Annotated in this window: 13 protein-coding genes and 1 pseudogene; 7 read left to right on the top strand and 7 right to left on the bottom strand. The window is 75.3% G+C overall.

Annotation, left to right across the window (positions count from 1 at the left end; genetic code table 11):
* Positions 1-108 precede the first annotated feature (108 nt).
* A complete protein-coding gene (locus OG618_RS33460; RefSeq protein WP_329491366.1) occupies positions 109-1,467 on the top strand; it encodes an NtaA/DmoA family FMN-dependent monooxygenase in 1,359 nt (452 codons plus the stop codon).
* Positions 1,464-2,684, top strand: a complete 1,221-nt coding sequence (locus tag OG618_RS33455; RefSeq protein WP_329491365.1) for an LLM class flavin-dependent oxidoreductase — start codon at positions 1,464-1,466, stop codon at positions 2,682-2,684. Before OG618_RS33460 ends, OG618_RS33455 begins: the two co-directional genes overlap by 4 nt.
* 42 nt (positions 2,685-2,726) lie before the next feature.
* Here OG618_RS33455 and OG618_RS33450 read toward each other — a convergent pair whose 3' ends face one another.
* Positions 2,727-6,107, bottom strand: coding sequence for an AfsR/SARP family transcriptional regulator (locus OG618_RS33450; RefSeq protein ID WP_329491364.1), 3,381 nt, complete (start codon positions 6,105-6,107; stop codon positions 2,727-2,729).
* 179 nt (positions 6,108-6,286) lie between these two features.
* On the opposite strand from OG618_RS33450, the gene OG618_RS33445 reads away from it, so the two are divergent.
* The 3 genes from OG618_RS33445 (at position 6,287) to OG618_RS33435 (ending at position 9,531) form a co-directional block, all read left to right on the top strand.
* Entirely contained in the window at positions 6,287-6,895 is a 609-nt protein-coding gene (locus OG618_RS33445) for an SDR family oxidoreductase (RefSeq protein ID WP_329491362.1), read from the top strand.
* Positions 6,892-8,145, top strand: coding sequence for an MFS transporter (locus OG618_RS33440; RefSeq protein WP_329491361.1), 1,254 nt, complete (start codon positions 6,892-6,894; stop codon positions 8,143-8,145). The genes OG618_RS33445 and OG618_RS33440 overlap by 4 nt, the downstream gene beginning before the upstream one ends.
* 618 nt (positions 8,146-8,763) lie before the next feature.
* Positions 8,764-9,531: a response regulator transcription factor gene (locus OG618_RS33435; protein ID WP_329491360.1), complete on the top strand. Its 768-nt coding sequence runs from the start codon at positions 8,764-8,766 to the stop codon at positions 9,529-9,531.
* Here OG618_RS33435 and OG618_RS33430 read toward each other — a convergent pair.
* Positions 9,504-10,691 carry an FAD-dependent monooxygenase gene (locus OG618_RS33430; RefSeq protein ID WP_329491359.1) on the bottom strand — a complete coding sequence of 396 codons (1,188 nt, stop codon included), beginning with the start codon at positions 10,689-10,691 and terminating at the stop codon, positions 9,504-9,506. The two genes, OG618_RS33435 and OG618_RS33430, sit on opposite strands and share 28 nt — an antisense overlap.
* Positions 10,692-10,815: 124 nt before the next feature.
* On the opposite strand from OG618_RS33430, the gene OG618_RS33425 reads away from it, so the two are divergent.
* The gene (locus OG618_RS33425; protein WP_329491358.1) at positions 10,816-11,577 is read left to right on the top strand and encodes a TetR/AcrR family transcriptional regulator; all 762 of its coding nucleotides are present in this window, start codon (positions 10,816-10,818) and stop codon (positions 11,575-11,577) included.
* Between the two features lie 90 nt (positions 11,578-11,667).
* Here OG618_RS33425 and OG618_RS33420 read toward each other — a convergent pair whose 3' ends face one another.
* The 5 genes and pseudogenes from OG618_RS33420 to OG618_RS33400 all read right to left on the bottom strand — a co-directional run bounded on the left by OG618_RS33420 (position 11,668) and on the right by OG618_RS33400 (position 18,711).
* Positions 11,668-12,207, bottom strand: coding sequence for a MarR family winged helix-turn-helix transcriptional regulator (locus tag OG618_RS33420; RefSeq protein ID WP_329491356.1), 540 nt, complete (start codon positions 12,205-12,207; stop codon positions 11,668-11,670).
* 46 nt (positions 12,208-12,253) lie between these two features.
* Positions 12,254-14,401, bottom strand: a complete 2,148-nt coding sequence (locus OG618_RS33415; protein ID WP_329491355.1) for an MMPL family transporter — start codon at positions 14,399-14,401, stop codon at positions 12,254-12,256.
* A gap of 75 nt (positions 14,402-14,476) precedes the next feature.
* Positions 14,477-14,872: a hypothetical protein gene (locus tag OG618_RS33410; protein WP_329491354.1), complete on the bottom strand. Its 396-nt coding sequence runs from the start codon at positions 14,870-14,872 to the stop codon at positions 14,477-14,479.
* Positions 14,873-15,071: 199 nt separating this feature from the next.
* Positions 15,072-15,338, bottom strand: a pseudogene (locus tag OG618_RS33405) (DUF899 family protein); the annotation flags it as partial.
* A gap of 250 nt (positions 15,339-15,588) precedes the next feature.
* Positions 15,589-18,711, bottom strand: coding sequence for a phosphocholine-specific phospholipase C (locus OG618_RS33400; RefSeq protein ID WP_329491353.1), 3,123 nt, complete (start codon positions 18,709-18,711; stop codon positions 15,589-15,591).
* A gap of 577 nt (positions 18,712-19,288) precedes the next feature.
* On the opposite strand from OG618_RS33400, the gene OG618_RS33395 reads away from it, so the two are divergent.
* Positions 19,289-22,597: a non-ribosomal peptide synthetase gene (locus OG618_RS33395; RefSeq protein ID WP_329491352.1), complete on the top strand. Its 3,309-nt coding sequence runs from the start codon at positions 19,289-19,291 to the stop codon at positions 22,595-22,597.
* Positions 22,598-22,634 lie beyond the last annotated feature (37 nt).

The raw sequence follows: 22,634 nt of genomic DNA, 5'->3' as shown, positions 1-22,634 counted from the left end.
CGTTCGGTGAACCCTGGTGATCACAGCCGCCCCGTGGACCGGACCGCACACGCGTGGCCACGCGGCCGGCCTCCCTGGGGCCGGCCCTTCCCCGAAGGAGCAAGCCCCGTGCCTGCCGCCGCAGAACACGCCGGAAGGAAGCAGGTGCACCTCGCCGTGCAACTGCCGGCCATCCACAACGTGACCGTCTGGTCGGACCCCCGTTCCGAGAGCCAGATCGCGATCGACTCCTTCATCCGGCTCGCACGGACCGCGGAACGCGGCAAGTTCGACTTCTTCTTCCTGGCCGAAGGGCTGCGGCTGCGCGAACACAAGGGCCAGGTCTACGACTTGGACGTGGTGGGCCGTCCGGACAACCTGACGGTGCTCGCCGCGCTCGCCGCCGTCACCGACCGGCTCGGGCTCGCCGCGACCGTCAACACCACCTTCAACGAGCCCTACGAGGTGGCCCGCAAGCTGGCGAGCCTGGACCTGCTCAGCGGCGGCCGGGCGGCCTGGAACGTGGTCACCAGCTACGACGCCTTCACCGGCGAGAACTTCCGCCGCGGCGGCTTCCTCGCCGAGGCCGACCGCTACACCAGGGCGGCCGAATTCCTGCAGACCACGCGCGAGTTGTGGGACAGCTGGGCGGACGGCGACGTACCCGCCGACGCGGCGGCCGGCCGGTTCGTGCGCCCCGGCGCCGGCACCTTCGCCCACCGCGGCACGCACTTCGACATCGCGGGCCGGTTCACCACCCCGCGCGGCCCGCAGGGCCATCCGGTGATCATCCAGGCCGGGGAGTCGGACGTGGGCCGGGAGTTCGCCGCCTCCGACGCCGAAGTCATCTTCAGCAAGTACAACCGGCCCGACGAGGCCCGGGCGTTCTACCGGGACGTGAAGTCCCGGCTCGCCGCGTACGGCCGGCGCCCGGACGACCTGAAGATCCTGCCCACCGCGACCGCCGTGGTGGCCGACACCGACGAGGAGGCCACCGCGTACGCGGACGAGATCACCCGCGCGCAGGTGAGCCCGCAGACCGCGATCGCCCACCTGGAGGGCGTCTGGGGCCGCGACCTCTCGGCGTACGACCCGGACGGACCACTGCCCGACATCGAGCCGGAGCCGGACGCCCTCCTGCTGAGGGGGCACTCGGTGTTCCGCAAGGGCCGTGAGGAGACGGCGCGGCGGTGGCGCAAGATCGCCGTGGAGCGCGGGCTGAGCATCCGTCAACTGATGATCGAGGTCCACGGCGGCCAGAACTTCGTCGGCAGCCCGCAGACCGTCGCCGACACGATCGACCGCTTCGTGCAGAGCGAGGCGGCCGACGGCTTCGTCCTCGTACCGCACCTGACGCCCGACGGCCTGGGCGACTTCGTGGACCGGGTGGTTCCGCTCCTCCAGGAGAAGGGCGTGTTCCGCGAGGAGTACACCGGAACGACGCTCCGCGACCATCTCGGCCTCGGCTCCCCGAAGGAGACCTCGTGACCTCCACCCCGTCCGACTCCCCGCTGCACCTGGCCGTCGCGCTCGACGGCGCGGGCTGGCACCCGGCCGCCTGGCGGGCCCCGGACGCCAGGCCGTCGGAGCTGTTCACCCCCGGCTACTGGGCGGGCCTCGTGGCCGAGGCCGAGCGGGGGCTGCTCGACTTCGTCACCCTGGAGGACGGCCTCGGTCTGCAGTCCGAGCCCTTCCACCGCCCCGACGACCGCACCGACCGGGTCCGGGGCAGCGTCGACGCCGTTCTGCTGGCCGCCCTGCTCGCGCCGCTGACCGACCGCATCGGCCTGGTACCGACCACGAACGTCACCCACACCGAACCGTTCCACCTCGCGACCGCCATCGCGACCCTGGACCACGCCGCCCGCGGCCGGGCGGGCTGGCGGCCGCAGATCGCCTCCCGCGCCTCGGACGCCGCCCACTTCGGCCGCCGCACCACCCCGCAGCTCACCGACGACGACATCCGCGACCCCGAGCTGATCGCCAAGCGGCTGCACCCGCTCTTCGCGGAGGCCGCCGACGTGGTCGAGGTGGCACGACGGCTGTGGGACAGCTGGGAGGACGACGCGGAGATCCGGTCCGTGCCGACCGGCCGCTTCATCGACCGCGACAAGCTGCACCACATCGACTTCGAGGGCGAGCACTTCAGCGTCCGGGGGCCGGCGATCACCCCGCGCCCGCCGCAGGGCCAGCCGCTGGTCGCGAGCCTGGCCCACGCCTCGACGCCGTACGAGTTCGCGGCCCGCGCCTCGGACGTCGTCTTCGTCACCCCGCACGACCGCCCCGGCCTCGAACGGATCCTCGCGCAGGTCGACGAGGCCGTCGCCGCCACCGGCCGTGACCTGCGGGCCAGGCCGCTGCGGCGGTTCGCGGACCTGGTCGTGCTGCTGGACGACAGTCCGGCGGCCGCCGCCGACCGCAAGGCCCGGCTGGACGAGCTGGCAGGCGCCGAACTCGCCTCGGACGCGGTGGTGTTCACCGGCACCGCGGCCGCTCTGGCCGATCTGCTGCTCGACTGGCGCTCGGCCGGGCTGGACGGCTTCCGGCTCCGCCCGGCGGCGTTGCCGCACGACCTCGAAGCGATCACCCGCGCCCTGGTACCGGAGTTGCAGCGCCGGGGTGCCTTCCGCACGGCCTACACGGCGACGACGCTGCGCGGGCACCTGGGGTTGGAGCGGCCGGTGAACCGGTACGCGCGGGTCTGACCTCGGCCCGGTGCACTCAGGGGTGCGCCGCGGCGGGCCTGCTCAGCGGTGCGCCGAGGCGGGGTCGCCCGCCGGCTGTCGGCCGAGGGCCTCGCAGCCGCGGCGCACCGCCTCCACCGCGGTGAGCCGGCCGCCCTGTGCGAACGCCGCCGCGAAGGCGGCCGCCCCCAGGACCTCCACGGCGGCCGCGGCGATCCGGTCCGTGTCACCGCGCTCGGCGGGCGGCAACGGGGCCCCCACACCCCGGCGTGCCGCGTCCGCGGCGCCGAGCAGCAGGGCCGCGCACTCGGCGCCGCGCCGCCCGGCCGCGCCCCGGCCGGCGACCGCGGCCGCGCCGGCCAGGCCCTCCAGGGAGAGGGCGAGCGCGCGCGGTTCGTCGAGGGAGCGGGCGACCGCCCAACCGCTCAGGTGCCGGTCGGCCGCCAGGTCGGCGTCGCCCCGGAGTTCGGCGACGAAGCCGAGCTCCGCGAGGAGCAGGTGGTCGCCCGCCTCCGAGGACACCTCCGCGTAGCCGTCGCGGATGTGCACCAGATGGGCCTCGGCGGCGGCCAGGTCCCCCGAACGGCGGGCGCCGAGCGCGAGGCCCATCTCGGAGTGGATCTCCCCGTACTTGTAGCCCTGTTCGGCGGCGATCCGGCGGGCCTGTTCGTGCAGCTCCCGGCCCCGTTCCCAGTCGTGGGCCAGCAGGGCGAGCCGGCCCAGCCCGGACAGCCGGGCCGACACCTCGGCCTCCAGCCCCAACTCCCGCGCGATGTGCAGCCCTTCACGCTGGCGGCGGGCCGCCTCCGGATACTCCCCCTTGATCTCGGCGAGCGCGGCGAGCGGTGAGACCGTCTGCAACTCGCCCCAGCCGTCGCCCAGTTCGCGGAAGAGCGCAGCACTGCGCAGACCGTCGCGGCCGAGACCGGCGAGGTCGCCGCGGACCAGGGCGAGGGTGGCCCGCAGCCCGAGTGCGGCGGCCGTGCCCCACTGATCGCCCTCCTCGGCGAAGACCGCGAGGGCGCGCGCGTTCAGTTCCTCGCCCTCGGCGGCCTCGCCCGCGCTGAACAGGCCGTACGCGCAGAGCCACAGGGCCCGGGCGCGGCGCACCGGGTCGGGCACCGTCCCGGCCGACGCGACCGTGCAGGCGAGCGCGTGCGCCTCCGCGCGGTCGCCGGTGAGGAGTGCGAACGCGCCGTGCAGGAGCGCGAGTTCGGAGCTGGGCCGGGGAGCGGCGGCGAGCGCGGCGGCCAGGCTGCGGCGGCCCTCGGTGAGCCGGCCGCGCAGCAGCCACCACCAGGCCAGGGCGGTGGCCAGCCGGACCGCCTCGTCGCCGTCCCCTTCCGCGGTCCGGCGCAGCGCCTCGTCGAGGGCCGCGCGCAGATTGCCCGCCTCGGCGTCCAACCGGGCGAGCCAGGGCCGCTGGTCCGCGCCGCGCAGCCGGGGCTCGGCGCGCTCGGCGAGCGCGAGGTAGTGGCGCAGGTGGCGGCCGCGCACGGCGGCGAGGTCCGCCATCTCGTCCAGGCGTTCGGTGGCGTACGCGGCGACGGACTCCAGGAGGCGGTAGCGCCGCCCGGTGGGCTGGTCGACGACGACCACCAGGGAGCGGTCGACGAGCCGTGTCACCAGGTCGAGGACCTCGTAGCGGGTCACGCCGTCGCCCGCGCAGGTGGCCTCCGCGGCGTCCAGGTCGCAGCCGTCGCTGTGCACCGCCAGGCGGCGCAGCACGATCCGTTCGGGTGCGCTGAGCAGCTCCCAGCTCCAGTCGATCACCGCGCGCAGGGTCTGCTGGCGGGCGGGGGCGCCGCGGCGGCGGGAGCTCAGGAGCCGGAACCGGTCGCCCAGCCGGGTCGCCAGCTCCCGGACCCCCAGGGTGCGCACGCGGGTGGCGGCGAGTTCCAGGGCGAGCGGGATGCCGTCCAGCCGGCGGCAGATCTCGGCGACGGCCTCGCGGTCGGCGAGGTCGCCGCCGCCCGGGTGGCGGGGGAAGCCGGGGTCGTGGGCGGCGGCGCGCTCGCTGAACAGCCGCACGGCGTCGTCGGTCGGCAGCGGCTCGACCAGGAACACCGCCTCGCCCGTCAGGCCCAGCGGCTCCTGGCTGGTGGCCAGCACCCGCAGGTCCGGTGCGGTGCGCAGGAGCAGCTCGGCGAGTTCCGCCGCCGCGTCGACGACGTGCTCGCAGTTGTCCAGGACCAGCAGGGTGCGGCGGTCCCGCAGCGCCGTGGCGAGCCGGTGGACGGGCGAGGCGGGCCCCGCCCCGCCGCCCGTGCCCGGCGGCGCGGGGGCGTCGTCCCGGACGCCGAGCGTGGTGGCGACGACCTGGGCCAGGTCGGCGGCGGTGCCGCCGCGGACCCCCGCGAACTCCACCAGCCAGATCCCGTCGGGGCGGTTCCCGGCCGGCTCCCGCGCGGCCACCGCGGCGGCGGCCGCGACGGCCAGCCGGGTCTTGCCGACGCCGCCGGCGCCGGCCAGGGTCACCAGTCGGGTGTCGTCCAGGAGCCGGGACACCTGGGTGACGGCCGCGTCCCGTCCGATCAGGCGGGTCAGCGGGACCGGCAGGTTGGCGTGTTCGCCGGCGGGCGGGGCGGGGGCGGGGGCCACGGGTGGGGCGGGCGTCGGGGTGGCGGGGTCTACGGGCGCGGTGAGCGAGGCGGCGGCCGGTGCCGAACCGGCCCGCGCGGTGCCCGGGCCGGGGTCCAGGCCGTATTCCAGGCCGGGATCCTGGCGCAGGACGGCCCGGTGGAGGGTGGTCAGCGCGGGGGCCGGGTCGACGCCCAGCTCCTCGGCGAGTCGGGCGCGGAGGTCCTCGTAGCTCGCGAGCGCCTCGCTCTGACGGCCCGCGAGGTAGAGGGCGCGCATCTGGACGGCGCGCAGCCGCTCGCGCAGCGGGTGCCCGGCGACGAGGGCGGCGAGCTCGCCGGCGAGCAGCGCGTGGTCACCGGCGAGGAGCCGCGCCTCGGCCTGGTCCTCCAGGACGGCGAGCCGCTGCTCGGCGAGGCGGCACGCCGCCGACCGGACGAACTCCTCGTCGGCGAAGTCCGCGTACGCCGGCCCCCGCCACAGGTCGAGGGCCTCGGTCAGCAGTTCCGCCCGGGCGCGCGGGTCGCGGACGCCACCGGCGTCGGCCACCAGGGCGGCGAAGCGGTCGGCATCCAGCTCGCCGGCACCGCGGTCCAGCCGGAGGCGGTAGCCCGCGCCCTGGCGCAGCACCCGCTCCCGGCCGAGCACCCGGCGCAGCTGGGAGACCTTGCCCTGGAGCGCGCCCTCGGGTTTCCCGGGCGGTTCATCGCCCCACAGGTCCTGGATGAGGCGGTCGGCGGAGACCGGACCGCCGCCGTGCGCCAGCAGGTCGGCGAGGAGTCCCCGGACCTTGACCTCGGGGACGGTGATCTCCTCGCCGTCGTCGCCCCACACCACGAGTGGTCCCAGTACCCCAAACCGCATGTCGGTCACCGTACCGCGCCCCGGTGGCACCGGACCGGCCCGGGGGGATCTTCGACGGGCCGTCAGCCGGCCGTCAGCGCACCCTCAGCGCACCCTCAGCGGATCCGCAGCGGCCCGGAAGGGCCCTCGGGCAGGGTCGGAACCACCGAGTCGCCGAGCGGCGGGCAGGAGTGACCGACATGACCAGGTACGCGGGCCGCCGGGCCGTCGTCCTCGGCCAGGACACCGACATCGGCCTGGCCATCGCCAAACGCCTGGTGGAGGGCGGGGCGCTGGTCCTGCTGGCCGCCCGCACCGCCGGGGAACGCGCCCGGGCCAGGGCCGAGCTGGGCTCCACCGCCACCGTCGTCGAGCGCGCCGAGGACGGCGGTACCGGTCTCGACGACACCGACCTCCTGTTCGCCGACGCCGTGGCGGGGGTCCGCCCGCTGCTGCCGTACCTCCGGGACGGCGGCGCGGTGGTGCTCACCGCCCCGGCGCCGCCCTCCGACGCCGTGCGGGCGCTCGCCGCCGAACTGGTCTCGCGCGGCATCCGGGTCAACGCGGTGGCACCGGGCTGCATCGAGGCGGCGCCCGCGGGCGGCCCGGCGCTGCCACCGCTCGGCCGGCTCGGCTCCGCCGAGGAGGTCGCCCGCGCCGCGCTCTTCCTGGCCACCGACGCGACCTTCACCACCGGCGCCCGGCTCCCCGTCGACGGCGGGCTGGGCCACTCCTGGCCCGCCCCGCGACCTCCTCTTCGCACCACCCGTCCGCCCCGTCCCCTGGAACATCCGGAGCACGCCCCATGAGCACCTCACCCGACATCACCGACGCCCCCGGCGCGGAGACCCGCTCCTCGCCCCCCGCGGCGGCGGGGGGCGAGGAACCGCAGAAGCTTCCGCTGCTCGCCCTGATCGCCCTCGCCACCGCCGTCTTCATCACCAGCCTCACCGAGACCCTCCCCGCCGGCCTGCTCCCCTCGATGAGCTCGGACCTCGCCGTGAGCGAGTCCGCGACCGGCCAGACCGTCACGATCTACGCGATCGGCACCGCCCTGACCGCGATCCCGCTCGCCTCGGCCACCGCCGGCTGGCGGCGCAAGCGGCTGCTCCTGACGGCCATGGCGGGCTTCGCCGTGGCCAACACCGTCACGGCGGTGTCGTCGATCTACGGGCTGACGATGGTCGCGCGGTTCGTCGCGGGTGTCGCCGCCGGTCTGGCCTGGGCGCTGCTCGCCGGCTACGCACGGCGGATGGCCCCCGTGGCACTTCAGGGCAAGGCGATCGCCATCGCGATGGCCGGCATCCCGGTCGCGCTCTCGCTCGGCGTCCCGGCCGGCACCTTCCTCGGCACCCAGACCGACTGGCGCGTGCCGTTCTTCGTGATGACCGGTCTCACCGTCCTGCTGCTGGTGTGGATCTCCGCCACCGTGCCCGACTACCCCGGCCAGCAGGCCGGCGAGCGGCCGAAGATGCTGCGGGCGCTGAAGGTGCCCGGGGTGACCCCCGTGCTCTTCGTGACGCTCGTCTTCGTCCTGGCGCACACCGTGCTGTACGCCTACATCGCCACCTTCCTCGACGACCACGGCCTGGGCGACAGCACCGACCTGGTGCTGCTGGTCTTCGGCGGCGCCTCGCTCGCGAGCATCTGGATCGTCGGCTCGCAGATCCACGCCAAGCTGCGCGCGCTCACCGTCGCCAGCACCCTGCTCGTCGCGGTGGCCGCGCTGCTGCTCGCGGTGCTCGCCGACACCACGGCCCTGGTGTACATCGCGGCCGCCCTGTGGGGTCTGGGCTGGGGCGGCATTCCGACCCTGCTGCAGACGGCGGTGGCCGACGCGGGCGGTGACCAGGCCGACGCGGCCCAGACCATGCTCGTGACGCTGTGGAACGTCGCGATGGCCGCCGGCGGCATCATCGGCGGTGTCCTGCTCGACGTGAGCGGCAGTGACTCCTTCCCCTGGACGGTGCTGCTGCTCCTGCTGCCGGTGCTCGTGGTGGTCCTGGTGGCCCGCAGCCACGGCTTCCCCGCCAAGCGGCCCACGCCCCAGGACTCCTAGGCCCCCGGGCTCGCAGGCCTCCTGGAGCTCCTTGAGCTCCTTGATCTCCTGGAGCGCGACCGGGCGGGGTCCAGTGATCCCGCCCTCCCCGGAACGGCCACCGAAGGCAACCTGACCCCCGGGCCTTCGGTGGCTTCCGGCGTTCCCCCGGCCTCCTCGCTCACCTCTCCGCGTCTCCGCGCACCCGCCGCACCCGCCGCACCCGCGCACCCGCGCACCAGCTCCCCCGCCGTGCCGCGCCGTTCGGCCCAAGTTCCGGGTGTCGCGGCAGATTTCATGAGCTGTTGACACGAGCGCCGGGGCTGCCGTCCGTGCCCGCCCGGGCCGGAGCCGCCGCCCGCCCGTCCACAGCCCGCTGACCAGCGGCCGAAGGACCTCGGGTACGCCCGCGGCCGCCGGCCGGCGGCTGGGCGGGCAGCCTCGCCGGATCTGTGCCGGGAGCATTTCCACAGCGTGTCTCCGCAGGTCGGAGCGGATATCCGGCCGGTCGGCCGGGTTCCGCCTGGTTGCCGTGCCAAGCGGTACTTTTGTTGTGCGAACGACGCCCCGGGCCGCGACCCGGGGAGCGGACGAGGGTGGGCACGGAGGGGCGTGGCGTCCGGAGGAGGAGCAGGGAAGATGAGGACCGTACTCGTGGTGGAACGGGAGATCAGCTCCGCCGAATCGATGGTGCGCGACCTGCGCCGGCAGGGCTTCGTCGCCCGCAGCGTGGGCACCGGCGCACAGGCCCTCCGCACGTACCGCGAGGCCGACCTGGTGCTGCTCTCGCTGGAACTGCCGGACGTCGACGGCATCGAGGTGTGCCGGAGCCTGCGGACCGAGAGCGACGTCCCACTGATCGCCTTCACCCGTCGCGACGACGAGTTGGAGCGGGTGCTCGCCCTGAAGGCGGGAGCCGACGACTGCGTCGCCCAGACCTGGGGCTTCCGGGAGATGGGGGCCCGCATCGACGCGGTGCTCCGCCGGTCCTCCCGCCGCTCCGGGCCGGCGGCGCCCGAGGCCATCTCGCTGCTCCCGCTGCACATCGATCCGCGGACCCGCGAAGTGCGCCTGCGCGACCGGCTGATCGAGGTGACGTCGAAGGAGTTCGAGCTGCTCTACATCCTCGCCGCCAACTCCGAGACCGTGGTGTCGCGCAAGGAGTTGATGGCGAAGGTGTGGGGCAGTGACTGGGGGCAGGCCAGCCGCACCATCGACACCCATGTGAGCACCCTGCGCGCGAAGCTCGGCTCCAGCCGGTGGATCATCACCGTCCGCGGGATCGGCTACCGGATGGGACACGCCGCACGGTCGAAGGGACCGGCGCCCGGCGACCCGTCCGGCGCCCCGGCCGCCCCGCACGAGGGGGCCGCCGAGGATCAGCGGGTGGCGAACTCGGTCTGGTAGTCGGGCAGGGCGATCGTGCTGCTGACCTTCCGGCCCAGCTCCAGCATCCGGTTCAGGACCCAGCGCCGGCCCAACAGTCCGTCGCGCAGCCGGAGTCCGGCCGCCGTGCCCGGCGCCAGGAAGGGCCCGGTCCGGTCGCCGCCCCGCTGGCAGCCCTCGGCGTAGCCGCGCACGGCGTCCTCGTACCGGGCGAAGGCGGTGCGGTGGTCGCCCCGGGCGCGGGCGAGTTCGCCGGCCAGGACGTACGCGGCGACCATCGCGGTACCGGTGCCCATGCCGCCGATGGTCGCGCCGCAGGCGGCGTCCCCGACCAGGGCGATCCGGCCGGCGGACCAGGCGGGGACGTCCGCCCGGCTGATCGAGTCGAAGTACAGCTCCGGGGCCTCGCGCAGACTCTCCAGCAGTCGGGGCACCTCCCAGCCGAGACCCGCGAAGGCGTCCGCGAGCAGCGCCTTCTGCTGCTCCTGGTCGTGCCGGTCGTAGGGCAGCTCGGGTGAGGCGAACAGGAAGAAGGCGCCGGCCCGGGTCCGGTCCCGGTGGTCCGCGCCGACCGCGGCGAGCCGCCCGGGCACGTTGAGGCCGACCGAACCGGGCGGCAGACCGAGGTAGTTGGGCAGTTGCCAGGTGGCGGCGTAGTAGCCGAGGTGGCGGACGAAGCGCTGCTCGGGGCCGAAGGCCAGCCGGCGGACGGTGGAGTGCAGACCGTCCGCGCCGACCACCAGGCCGAACTCGCGCGGCGACCCGTGGCGGAACTCCACCCGGACGCCGTCGGGCGTCTCCTCCAGCGCGGTCACCGTGTCGCCGAAGACGTACTCGGTGGACGGCAGGCTGTGCCGGTGGAGCAGCCGGGCCAGTTCGCCGCGCGGCACCTCGACCTCGCCACCGGCGAAGTCCGCCGGCAGGTGGAGCCGGCGCCGACCGTGCCGGTCGACGAAGTCCATCGGGCTGCCACCGGTGTCGATCCGGCGCAACTCGTCGAGCAGGCCCATCCGTTGCAGCACCGTCAGGTGCGCGTCGCCGCGGAAGTCGACGGCCTGACCGCCGCCGCGCAGGACGGGAGCCAGCTCGACGACGGTGGGCTCGAAGCCGTACTGCCCGAGCCAGTACGCCAGTGCCGGGCCGGCGATGCTCGCGCCCGAGATGAGGACTTTGGTACCCATGTGAACCACTCCGTCCGGGAGAGCCGAGAAACTGTGTCCGCTGGACACTGATTGCTGCTGTGTACGGTAGACACAGTTAGGTCGGTTCGGCAAGGGCCGACCCGGAACGGGACGGGAGCGGAGCTTGAGCAGCACATCCGGCGACGGGGCCGAGGCGACGGCACGGCTGCTCTGGGGGCCGCCCCCGAAGCCGACCCGCGGGCCCAAACCGGCGCTCAGCCTGGACCGGATCGCCCGGGCCGGGATCGGGATCGCGGACGCGGAGGGACTGGGCGCCGTCTCCATGCAGCGGGTGGCCGGCCTGCTCGACTACACCAAGATGGCGCTCTACCGCTATGTGCCGGGCAAGGCCGAACTGGTGGCCCTGATGGTCGAGACGGCGATCGACGAACCGGCCGGGGCCGGACCGGGGGCCCCGGCGGCGAACCGGGACCTGACGGGCGCCTCGCCCGCCTGGCGCGCCGAACTCCACTCCTGGGCGGGCCAGTTGGCCACCACCTTCGGCGCGCACCCCTGGCTGATCGACGCCACCGTCGGCCCCCGGGTGCTCGGCCCGAAGGAACTCGGCTGGCTGGAGCGGGTGGTGGCCGCCCTCGACGGCACCGGACTGACCGGGCCGGAGCGGATGGACACCGCCGTCCTGCTGGCCGGCCACGTCCGCAGCATCACCGCACAGGCGCGCGCGGCCGGACCGGGCGGGGAGCCGGAGTCCCGGCTGCTGGCCGTCGTCGGCGGGCTGGTCCAGGAGCACGCCGACCGCTTCCCGGCGCTCGCGGCGGCGATGGCCGTGCGGGACGGGCGTGACCGGGCGCTGGAGTTCGGCCTGGAGCGCATCCTGGACGGCCTGGCGGCCCTGATCGCCCGGCGGAACGGGCTGACGGGCTGACGGGCGTCCGACCGTCAGCCCACGTCAGCGGTGGCGCGGGTCGGCGCGGGTCGGCGCGGGTCAGCGCGGGTCAGCGCGAGTCAGCGCGAGTCAGCGCGAGTGGCGCAGGTCCTCCAGCTCGGTGGTCATCCGGCCGAGGAAACGGGCCACTGCCGCCAGCTCCACCGGGGTGAACTCGCCGCGCACCGCCTCGGTGCGCCGGGCCACCGGCGCGAACCACTCGGCGGCCATCCGCCCGGCACCGGGCAGGTAGTGCACCAGGACCTGCCGGCGGTCGGCGGCGTCCCTGGTCCGGCGGATGTGTCCGGCCCGCTCCAGCCGGTCCAGTACGGCGGTGACCGCCCCCGAGGTAAGGGCCAGCTCCTCGCCGAGCCGGCCGGGGGTGATCCCGCCCCGGCCGGGCTCGGCCCGCATCACGGCGAGCAGCGCCTGGACGTCGGTGGCGTGCAGACCGCTGGCGGCGGCGAAGCCGTGCCCGAGCAGGTTCATCTCGGAGGCGAGGGCCTGGAGGAGCCGCCCGAGCGCCGGGGTGTCGGAGGGTACGGTCGCGGACGGGTCCGCAGACGCCGGGCTGTCGGACGGTGCCGGGGCGGGCGGGGGCGTGCTCGGGTCCTGCTCCGACAAGGTCATCCGCTCCGGTCGCCTACGGTGTTCCACCCGCTGTTACCCGTTCAGCCTAACCGGCCGGGCACCCTCGGGCGGGCTCGCCGACCGGCTCGGGCGCCGCCGTACCGACCGCCGTACGACCCGGCCGGGCCGGCCACCAGACCCGCTCGCCCAGGTCCCGGACCAGCGCGGGCACCAGCAGCGAGCGCACCAGCAGGGTGTCCAGCAGCACGCCGAAGGCGACGATGAACGCGATCTGGGCCATGAAGGCCAGCGGGATCACACCCAGCGCGGCGAAGGTCGCGGCCAGCACCACCCCCGCCGAGGTGATCACCCCGCCGGTGGCCGTCAGCCCGCGCAGCACCCCCTCCCGGGTCCCGACCCGCATCGTCTCCTCACGGACCCTGGTCATCAGGAAGATGTTGTAGTCCACCCCCAGCGCGACCAGGAACACGTACCCGTACAGCGGCACGGAGGGGTCGATGGCGGAGAAGCCGAAGACGTGGTCGAAGACCACCGCGCTGACGCCGAGCGTGGCCAGGTAGGACAGCGCGACGGTACCGGCGAGCAGCAGCGGAGCGAGCAGCGAGCGCAGCAGCACCACGAGCACGGCGAGGATGCAGAGCAGCACGACCGGCATGATCAGCGCCCGGTCGCGCTCCGCCGTGATCCGGGTGTCGTACTGCTGCGCGGTGTAGCCGCCGACCAGCGCGTCCCCGCCCGGCACCGCGTGCACGGCCTGCCGCAGGCTCCGGACGGTGGCGATGGCCGCGTCGCTGTCGGCCGGGTCGGCGAGCGTGACGTCCAGCCGGACCCGCCCGTCCACCTCCGCCGGGGCACCGCCGGGCGCACCGCCGGTGTACGGACGGACGCCGGCCACCCCGGGGACGGCTGCCGCGGCGGCGACCGCCTCGGCCCGCCCGGCGGCGGCGATCACCACGGCCGGGTTGCCGGCGCCGCCGGGGAAGTGCTTCGAGAGCAGCGCCTGCCCGGCCGCCGAGGGCTGGGCCTTGATGAAGAGTTCGCTCTGCGGCACGCCGCCCGAGTCCAGGGTCGGCGCGAAGGCGGCCAGCGCGGCGAGCACGGCCAGGCCGGCGGCCCAGGTGACCCGCGGCCGGCTCCCGACCAGGGCGGCCACCCGCTGCCAGACGGCGTTCACCGGGGCGCGCCCGTCGGCGGCCGGCCGGGCCGGCCAGTAGGCGGCGCGGCCGAGCAGGACGAGCGCGGCCGGCAGGAAGGTCAGCGCGGAGAGCACCGCGCAGCCGATGCCGATCGCGCCGACCGGGCCGAGCGCCCGGTTGTTGGTGAGGTCGGAGAGCAGCAGGACGAGCAGGCCGAGGGCGACCGTCGTCCCGGAGGCCGCGATCGGCTCGACGGACTGCCGCCAGGCGGTGCGCATCGCCGCGAACCGGTCACCGTGGAGGTGCAGTTCCTCGCGGAAGCGGGCGGAGAGCAGCAGTCCGTAGTCGGTGGCCGCGCCGATCACCAGGATCGACAGCAGACCCTGCACCTGGCCGTCCACCCGGACCAGGCCGTGGTCGGCGAGCAGGTAGACCAGCGCGCAGGAGACTCCGAGGGCGAACACCGCGCCGAGGATCACCAGCAGCGGCAGCAGCAGGCTGCGGTAGACGGCGAGGAGGATCAGCAGCACCACGCCGAGGGCCACGCCGAGCAGCAGTCCGTCGATGCCGGCGAAGGCACCGCCGAGGTCGGCCGCGACCGCCGCCGGACCGGCCAGGCCGACGGTGGTGTCCGGGACCTGGTCGGCGAGTTCGCGGACGGCGCGGACGCTGTCCCCGGTCTGCCGGCCGAGGTCGGAGCGGAGCTGGACGACGCCCTGGAGCGCCCGGCCGTCCTCGGACGGCACGGCGGGCGACACCCGGCCGGTGGCACCGGGGACGGCCGAGGCCTCCTGCAGCGCCCGGCCGGCGGCGGCGCGCTGGGCCTCGCCGACCGCTCCGGTGCGACTCTCCCAGACGACGATCACCGGGAGCGTGGCCGCCGTCCGGAAGTCCTCCCCGAGCCGGGCCACCTCGGTGGACTCGGCGCTGCGGGGCAGGAAGGCGGCCCGGTCGTTGGTGGCCACCTCGGAGAGCTTCCCGGCGTAGGAGCCGAAGGCGCCGCCCAGGCCGAGCCAGACGGCCAGCAGGACGAGCGGAACCAGCAGTCTGGTTCGACGCCGGGAGGCGGGGCGGGGAGCGGCTGGACCGGTGCGCATCGCGGAGCGCCCTTCGGGCGGGGGCAGGTGACGGACCTCCGCATCATATCTCTCGATGATTGAGAGACTTGACCATCAAGAGGTATGGCGGCCCCACGACCGCTTCCGACTCCCCCCGAGCAGCCCGGCCACCGAGAGCGCACCCCAGCCGACGGAGACGGCCACCGCCATCACCCGGTGCCGACGCTCCGGCAGCGCGGTGGCCAGCAGGGCGGCATCGCCCAGGTCGGAGGCGATGCGCACCAGGGTGGCCGCGCGCAGCGCGGAGTCGTCGGGTGCGAAGGCCATCGCCAGGCCGCAGGCGGCGTCCCGGAAGGCGAGCGGGCGCAGACAGGCCGCGGTGGAGCGCGGCAGCGAGCCGTCGGCGGCGGTCAGTCCGGAGGGGGCGGCCAGCAGGGCGGGCCGGCGGGTCACGGCGAGGCCGTAGACGGCGGTGGCGGCGCCGGTCAGCCGGAGCAGACGAGAGTTCATGGCGCGGATCTCCCTGAGTCGGTGGGCGAGGTCGGTGGGCGAGGTGGGTGAGCGAGGTCGGTGAGCGAGGTTCGTGGACGGCCCGTTGGTCCGGGAGGAAGGCTGGGCGGCTCGCGGCGCCTCCGGGCCGGAAGTCCCACCGCCCTCAGTGGTGGCCGTGTCGGCCGAGGGTTTCCTCCGGGGTCGCCCCCGGGCGGGTCCACATGTGCTGGTAGGCCACGAGTTCGTCGCGGCCCTGCAACAGGTCCAGGAACGGGACGGGGCCGTCGGGGCCGACGACCTCGACCGTCCCGTCGAGCTCCTCCATCGGCAGCCGTCGCCGGGCCGCGGCGATGGCGTCGGCCTCGCGGGTGTGGGCCTTCTCCCGGGCCAGCAGCTCGTCCCGGGCGGCCTGCCAGGTCGCCAGGTCGACCACGGGCGGGCGCCCGGGCAGCGAGGGGGTCGAATCGTCCGACGTGGTCGTCATGGTGTCCTCCGTGGGGTCGTGGTGACCGGGCGGCGGCGTTCGCCCTCCTACGACACCAGAGAGGTCCGACAACACCCGGCCGGACGCGCGCGCCCGGCCGAAATCCGCCACCCCGACTCGGCGACCCGACCCGCCGCACCGACCCGCCGACCCGCCGACCCGACCCCATGCCCGACGACAAGCCCCCGGCCCGACCGAACGGCCCGCGCACCCCCTCGGGGTACGCGGGCCGCGGGCAGGATCTACCGGGTCAGCCCGTGATCGGCCTGGTGTCGAGGCGGACGTGGTCGACGGCCCAGAACCAGTTGTTGCCGGCGTCGTACATCCGGAACTTCAGGGTCACCGAGCGGGCACCCGCCGGAACGGCGAACTGCTTGGTGACGAAGGCGTTCTGGACGTCCTTGCCGGCGTTGTCGTTACCGGTCGGGTCGCTGCTGTAGTAGACCAGCCGGGTCTCGGTGCCGTTGTCGAAGACGGCGGTGACGGCCGCCTTCTGCGGGGCCTCCTGCCGGTAGTGCGAGTCGAAGGCGAGGTGGAGGGTGCTCGCGCCGGCCGGCAGCTGGACGGCGGGCGAGACCAGGGTGGAGTCGAAGACCCCCTTGCGGGACGGCGAACCGGTGTCGTCCCAGTCGTCCGGGTCGGCGACCGCGAGGATGCCCAGGCCGCGGCTGAAGTTGCCGCGGTCCTGCCCGGCCGGGGTGGACCAGGCGCGCTTGGTGTGGAACGTCCAGCCCTGGAGTCGGGTGGTGCCCTGCGGCATGGCCGGCGCGTTCACCACCGACCAGCCCTGCGGCGCCTGCGGCGTCCAGCCGAGCACGCCGGCCAGCGGCTGGAGGGAGCCGGCCAGCGACTCGAAGTCCTCGCCGAGCAGGTGACCGGCCATCACGGGGGCGGTGCGCGCCGCGATCTCGCCGTCGGCGATCGCGAAGCGGCTGCCGGCCGCCGCGCGGGCGGTGACCAGGATCCGGTGGGTGGCGCCGTCCGGCAGCACGGCGGGCGGGGTGACGTCCCACTCGGCGGTCGCGGCGGCACCGGCGGCGAGCGAGGCGGGCGGCGGGGTGACGGCGGTGACCGCCCAGCCGGCCGGCACGATCGGCTGGACCTCGATCGCGGTCAGCGCGGCGGTCGCGGTGAACCGGGCGGCGACCCGGGCCGGACGGCCGGGCAGCAGGATCGCCTCGTCGATCGTGGTGGACGCGGCCTTGAGCGTGACGTCCAGGGCCAGCGGGTCGGCGAGGCCCATCGCCGGGTCGGTCACCAGGTGGTCGCCGTCCCACGGGAAGCGCCCGGCGATCCGGCGGCGGAAGCCGAGCTCGCCGCGGACGCCCACCGCGACGTCGTACCATCCCTCCGGGCCGACCTTGACGTTGACGGTCCGGTCGTCGCCCGCCGCGACCCGCACCTCGCGCAGCCCGTCGCCGTAGGCGAGGTCGCCGACCAGGAAGGTCTGGGCGGTGCGGGTGCGGTTGATCACGTCGACCTCCAGCACCTTGCCGTTCTGCTCTTCGGAGAGCGAGATCTCGTACGCCGAGGCGGCGTCCCCGCGCAGGTGCCAAAGCGCGCCGTTCGGGCCGTGCACCCGCAGGTCGTAGCCCTCGGGGCCGACCGTCCAGACGTCGGAGAGGCGGCTCTTGGCGCCCACGGTGTAGTGGCGCGGCGCGGTGCCGGGCGCCGGGTAGACGGCGAAGACGGCGGCCTGGCGGCCCTGGTTGATGAAGTCGACGGTCAGCTCGTCGCCCTTGAGCTTCGGCTTGACCAGCAGGTCGTACGGGCTGATCCGGGCGGTGCGGGTGCCGCGCTGCTGCTGCGGGAAGGCCTGCGGATCGGGCACCGTGGGCGCGGGCAGCTTGCCGGTGTCGACGACCTTCTGCCGGTTGCCGCTGGTGTCGGGCAGCTGCGGCCAGACCGGGTTGCGCCCGGAGAAGTCGAAGACGTTGGTGAGGTCGCCGGTCACGGCTCTGCGCCACGGGCTGATGTTGGGCTCCTCGATGCCGAAGCGCTGCTCCAGCAGGCGCAGCACCGAGGTGTGGTCGTAGACCGTGGAGTCGACCACGCCGCCGCGCGTCCACGGCGAGACGACGATCATCGGGACGCGCACGCCCAGGCCCATCGGGTACGGGCCGGAGACCAGGGTCTCGCCCGCGGGCAGGGTGTCGGACCAGGAGAGCGAGCCGTCGGCGGCCTTCACCCGGTACTTGCCGTCCTGACCGACCACCCGGTGGTAGGTCGAGCCGCCCTTGGAGACCCGGACCACGACCTCGCCGTCGACCGGGACGGTCGACTTGCCGCGCCCGGCGGCCAGCGGCGGGACGGGCGGCAGCTGGTGGTCGAAGAAGCCGCCGTGCTCGTCGTAGTTGAGGATGAAGACGGTCTTCTCCCACACCTCCGGCTTAGCGGCGAGCGCGGCGAGCAGCCGGGCCGTCAGGTGCTCGCCGTTCGGCGGGGCGTAGTTGGCGTGCTCGGAGAGCGCGGCGGGCGCGACCAGCCAGGAGACCTGCGGCAGCCGGTCGGCCTGGACGTCGGCGGTGAACGCCTCGACGAGGGCGTCGCCCATCGCGAAGGGGTCGTCCTTCTTCGCCGGGTCACCGACCGCGCGCAGGCCGCGCTCGTAGAGCGGCTCGCCCGGCTTGGCCTTGACGAAGGGGGTGAACCAGGCGAGCGCGTTGTCGTCGAAGTTGTCCAGCGCCTGGTAGGTCTTCCAGCTGATCCCGGCCTTCTGCAGCCGCTCGGCGTAGGTGGTCCACTCGTAGCCGCCGGGGATCTCGGTGTTGTCGGTCACCGGGGTGTCCCGCACCGTGCCGCCGCTGGTCCCGGTCATCAGGTGCTCGCGATTGGTGTTGGTGTTGCACTGCACCGACGCGTAGTAGGCGTCACAGGTCGTGAAGACCGAGGCGAGCGCGTTGTAGAAGGGCATGTCGGCGGGCTCGTAGTAGCCCTGGCCGAGCCAGCCGCCGGAGCGGCGGGTGACCGAACCGTCGGCGCGACCGTCGTTCCAGGCGTTCATCGAGTCGACGAAGCCGAACGCCGGGGCGCCCTGCTGGTAGGCGTTGGTGTGGGCCGCGTTCATCGGGAACGGCAGCAGGTGGCCCTCCTTGCGCCCCGGGTCGGGCTGGTGGAACACCGAGCGCCCGTTGACCCCGCGCACCGCCGTCCGGTCGCCGAAGCCGCGCACGCCGGGGAGCGTACCGAAGTAGTGGTCGAACGCGCGGTTCTCCTGCATGAACACCACGACGTGCTGGATGTCCGCCAGCTTGCCGGGGCGGGCCGGCGCGGCGAGCGCCTCACGCACGCTGAGCGGGAGGGCGGACAGCACGGCGGCCGCCGCCGCGCCGCCGAGCAGGGTGCGGCGCGACAGTTCGGGCATCGGAATCATCGGGGGACGGCTCCTTGATCACGGATGCTGGGCCTCCGTTTCGACCCAGACCCGTTATGTATAGGCGTCCGAGATCAACGGAAGTGGACCGGTTCGATGGCGTTTCGATGACGGACAGAGAACCCCGAGCTGTACAGACAACTTGACTGCACCTGCCATCCCTCCCGCCGCCGCCCGCGCAGCCGCCCCCGACCGCCGTCGCCCCCGGTCCGAACCCGCCGTCGGGGCGGCCCTCAGGACCGCCACCGGGACGGCTTGTGGTGGGAGATAGTTGACGAACCGTCGGACCGCCCCGCCCGGGTCGTGAACAACCCTTGACGAGGCATGTGGTCTGTGGAAATCTCACGACAGGTCCAGGCCAATGATCTTTCCACGGGGGAGAAGATCGGACCGCTTGACGCATCAGGGGGGAACCTGGGAGTCGGGTCGGCCTTGCTCCAGCGGCCTGTCGACCGGTCCGCGGGGCGGCCCGGACCGCATCCGACGGCCGCGCCCTCCACCGGGCCGCACCGTCGCGGCGGAACCCGGTCGGACGGGTCACCGCAGCCCCGCCTCCGACTCCCGAATCGAGCCCGCCATGTCCGCCTCCCCCGTCGACTCCGCCGCCACTCCAGGCTCGCCCGCGGCACCAGTCTCCTCCCTCACACCGGGCCCGTCCGCCGCAGCGGAGGAGGAGCCCGCGAGAGCGGCGAACACTCCGGCCCGGGCCGGGCGCCCCGCCTCCCCCGCCCAGCACGGGATCTGGCTGACGACCAGGCGGACCGCCGTCCCCGAGGCCTTCCACCTCGCCCTGCGGTTCCGTTTCGACCGGATCGACGCCGACGCCCTGGCACGGGCCGTCGCCGCCACCGTCACCCGCCACCCCGCGCTCGCGGCGGCGCTGGTCGAGGCGGACGGCCTGGTCCGCGAGGTCCCGGCGGGGCGGCCGCCCGCGCTCACCGTCGTCGACGCGACGGCCGACAGCGGCGAAGGCCTGGCCAAGCGACTGGCCGAGGAACTGGCCCTCCCGTTCGACCTCGCCGCCGGACCGCTCGCCCGGTTCACCCTGCTCCGGCGGGCCGGTGGGGCGGCCGACCTGCTGGTGGTGGCCCACCACGCGGTGTTCGACGGGCACTCCAAGGACGTCCTGGCCGCCGACCTCGCCACCGCCTACGCCGCCGCGCGAGCCGGCGGACCGGCCGCCGCCGACTCCCCCGCCGCCGACCCCGCGACCTCCGACCCCGCGACCTCCGACCCCACGTCCCTCGACCCCGCCGCCCCCGACAACCGGCGCGACGCCCTCGGGATCGAACCCGAGCCCGAGGCCGTCCGCCGGGCGGCCGCCTTCCACGGCCCCCGGTGGGCCGCCGCCACCGACCCGGTGCTGCCCCACGGCCCCCGGGCCACCACCGACGCCGGCCGGGGCGAGGCCGTCACCTGGCGGCTCGACGGCGCCGGCCGGACCGCCCTGGTCGACGCCGCGCGCGACTGCGGGGTCACCGTCTTCGAGTTCCTGCTCGCCGGCCTGCACGGCCTGCTGCGGCGCTACGGCGGCGAGGCCGTCCCGGTCGCCGTCCCCTTCGCCACCCGCCGTCCGGAACGGCGCGACGACATCGGCCTCTTCGTCAACGAGCTGCCGGTGCACGCCCCGGCCGGCGCCGGGGAGGAGGTGACGTTCGCGGAGTACGCCCGGGCCGTCCGGGCCGAGGTCCGCCTGGTCTCGGCCCACCGCGCCGTCCCGTTCGGCGCGGCCGTGCCCGGGCTCACGCCGCGGACCGGTCTGGCGCCCGCCTCGTTCGGCTACCGCCGCCGCACCACCGCCGACCCGGTGTTCCCGGGCAGCACCACCCGGGTCGACTGGACGGTGTTCCCGCACGCCTCCCGCAACACGCTGCACCTCCAGGCGGTCGAGGACGCCGGGGCCGTCGGCTTCTCCCTCCAGTACGACCCGGCCGTCCTCTCCCCCGCCGCCGCCCGGCGCATCGCCGGACACCTCGCCGCCCTGCTCGCCGCCGCCACGGCCGACCCGGGAGCGGCCCTGGCGGACCTGCCGCTGCTCGACGAGACCGAGCAACGGCTCGTCACGAGCACCTGGAACGCCACCGAGCACGCCTACCCCGCCGACCGGACGGTGCTCGACCTGGTCCGCGAGCACGCCGGCGCCACGCCCGAGGCCCTCGCGGTGGTGGCCGGCGCCGAGCGCCTGACGTACCGGGAGCTGCTGCGGCGCACCGACCGGCTGGCGAACGCGCTGACCACGGCCGGCGTCGGCCGGGACGACCTGGTCGCTCTGCACCTCGGCCGCACCGCCGACCTGCCGGCCGCGCTGCTCGCCGTGCACACCGTCGGCGCCGCCTACCTGCCGCTCGACCCCGGTTACCCGGCCGAACGGCTCGCCCTCGTCCTGGCGGACTCCGGCGCCACGCTGCTGCTGGCCGACCGCGAGCCGGCCCCCGAGGTGGCCGCCGCGGCCCCGACGCTGCTGCGGCTCACCCACGCGGCGGGCGACACGGCGGACGACGCGCCGGCAGACGACCCGGCCGCCACCCGGACCGCGCCCGGCCGGCTCGCCTACGTGCTCTACACCTCCGGCTCGACCGGCCGCCCCAAGGGCGTCGAGATCGGCCACCGCGCGCTGGTCAACCTGCTCTCCGGCTTCGCCGACCGGCTCGGCTCGGGCCCCCGGGACGTCTGGCTCGGCCTCACCTCGCTCTCCTTCGACATCTCCGCGCTCGAACTGCTGCTGCCGCTGGTCACCGGCGGGCGGCTGGTGCTCGCGCCGGACGGCCTCGCCGTCGACGGCCCGGGCCTGCGGTCGCTGGTGGAGCGCGAGGGCGTCACCCACGCCCAGGCCACCCCCTCGGGCTGGCGGGTCCTGCTGGGCGCCGGACCGCTGCCGCCCGGCCTGACCGCCCTGGTCGGCGGGGAGGCCCTGCCGCTGCCGCTGGCCCGCGAGCTGCGGGCGGGCACCGACCGGCTCCTCAACGTCTACGGACCGACCGAGACCACCGTCTGGTCCACCTGCGCCGAGGTCCCGGCCGCACCGGAGGCCGTCCGGATCGGCCGACCGATCGCCAACACCCGCGCGTACGTGCTGGACGGGCGGCGCCGGCCGCTCCCGATCGGTGTGCCGGGCGAGCTGTACCTCGGCGGCGACGGGGTCGCCGAGGGCTACCTGGACCGGCCCGGGCTGACCGCCGAACGCTTCGTCGAGGACCCGTTCGGCGCGCCCGGCGAGCGGCTCTACCGCACCGGCGACCTCGTGGCCTGGACCGCCGACGGCGAACTGGAGTTCCTCGGCAGGCTCGACGACCAGGTCAAGATCCGCGGCCACCGGATCGAGCTCGGCGAGATCGAGTCGGCGCTGCTGGCCCACCCCGCGATCGCCGAGGCGGCCGCCGCCGTCCGGCGGGACGAAGCGGCCGGCGACGCGGAGCCGTTCGTCGCCGGTTACCTCGTCCCGGCGCCCGGGGCAGCCGTGCCGGACGCCGCCGAGCTGCGCGCGTTCCTCCAGCTGACGCTGCCGGCCGCCGCCGTACCGCAGCGCTTGGCGGTGCTCGACCGGCTGCCCCTGACGCCGAACGGCAAACTGGACCGCCGTGCGCTGCCCGTCCCCCCACGCCCGACCGACGCCGCGAGCCGGGGCTCGACCGGGGCGGCCGGAGCAGCCGGGCAGCAGGAGCACGACGAGGTGCTCGACGCCGTGCTCGGGATCTGGGCCGAGGTGCTCGGACTGCCCGACCTGGGCCCCGAGGACGACCTGTTCGACCTCGGCGGGCACTCCCTGACGATCATCCAGATCACCGCCAGGATCCGCGACCTGCTCGGCGTCGAGCTCGACTTCGACGTCTTCTTCGCCACCCCGACGCCGCTCGGCATCGCCGCGGCCGTCCGCGACCTGCGTTGACCTCCCGGGCGGGCGCGCTGCACCGCGCCCGCCCGCT

Source organism: Kitasatospora sp. NBC_01246 (genome assembly GCF_036226505.1).
In the GTDB taxonomy this organism is placed as follows: Bacteria; Actinomycetota; Actinomycetes; order Streptomycetales; family Streptomycetaceae; genus Kitasatospora.
The sequence above is the reverse complement of the archived record's forward strand: the minus strand, read 5'-3'. Positions and strand labels throughout refer to the sequence as shown.

Bases quoted from the DNA above. Each gene is read 5' to 3' on its own strand.
- OG618_RS33450 (WP_329491364.1), bottom strand. From the start codon at position 6,107: ATGCGGTTTGGGGTACTGGGACCACTCGTGGTGTGGGGCGACGACGGC.
- OG618_RS33445 (WP_329491362.1), top strand. From the start codon at position 6,287: ATGACCAGGTACGCGGGCCGCCGGGCCGTCGTCCTCGGCCAGGACACC.
- OG618_RS33440 (WP_329491361.1), top strand. From the start codon at position 6,892: ATGAGCACCTCACCCGACATCACCGACGCCCCCGGCGCGGAGACCCGC.
- OG618_RS33435 (WP_329491360.1), top strand. From the start codon at position 8,764: ATGAGGACCGTACTCGTGGTGGAACGGGAGATCAGCTCCGCCGAATCG.
- OG618_RS33430 (WP_329491359.1), bottom strand. From the start codon at position 10,691: ATGGGTACCAAAGTCCTCATCTCGGGCGCGAGCATCGCCGGCCCGGCA.
- OG618_RS33420 (WP_329491356.1), bottom strand. From the start codon at position 12,207: ATGACCTTGTCGGAGCAGGACCCGAGCACGCCCCCGCCCGCCCCGGCA.
- OG618_RS33415 (WP_329491355.1), bottom strand. From the start codon at position 14,401: ATGCGCACCGGTCCAGCCGCTCCCCGCCCCGCCTCCCGGCGTCGAACC.
- OG618_RS33410 (WP_329491354.1), bottom strand. From the start codon at position 14,872: ATGAACTCTCGTCTGCTCCGGCTGACCGGCGCCGCCACCGCCGTCTAC.
- OG618_RS33400 (WP_329491353.1), bottom strand. From the start codon at position 18,711: ATGATTCCGATGCCCGAACTGTCGCGCCGCACCCTGCTCGGCGGCGCG.
- OG618_RS33395 (WP_329491352.1), top strand. From the start codon at position 19,289: ATGTCCGCCTCCCCCGTCGACTCCGCCGCCACTCCAGGCTCGCCCGCG.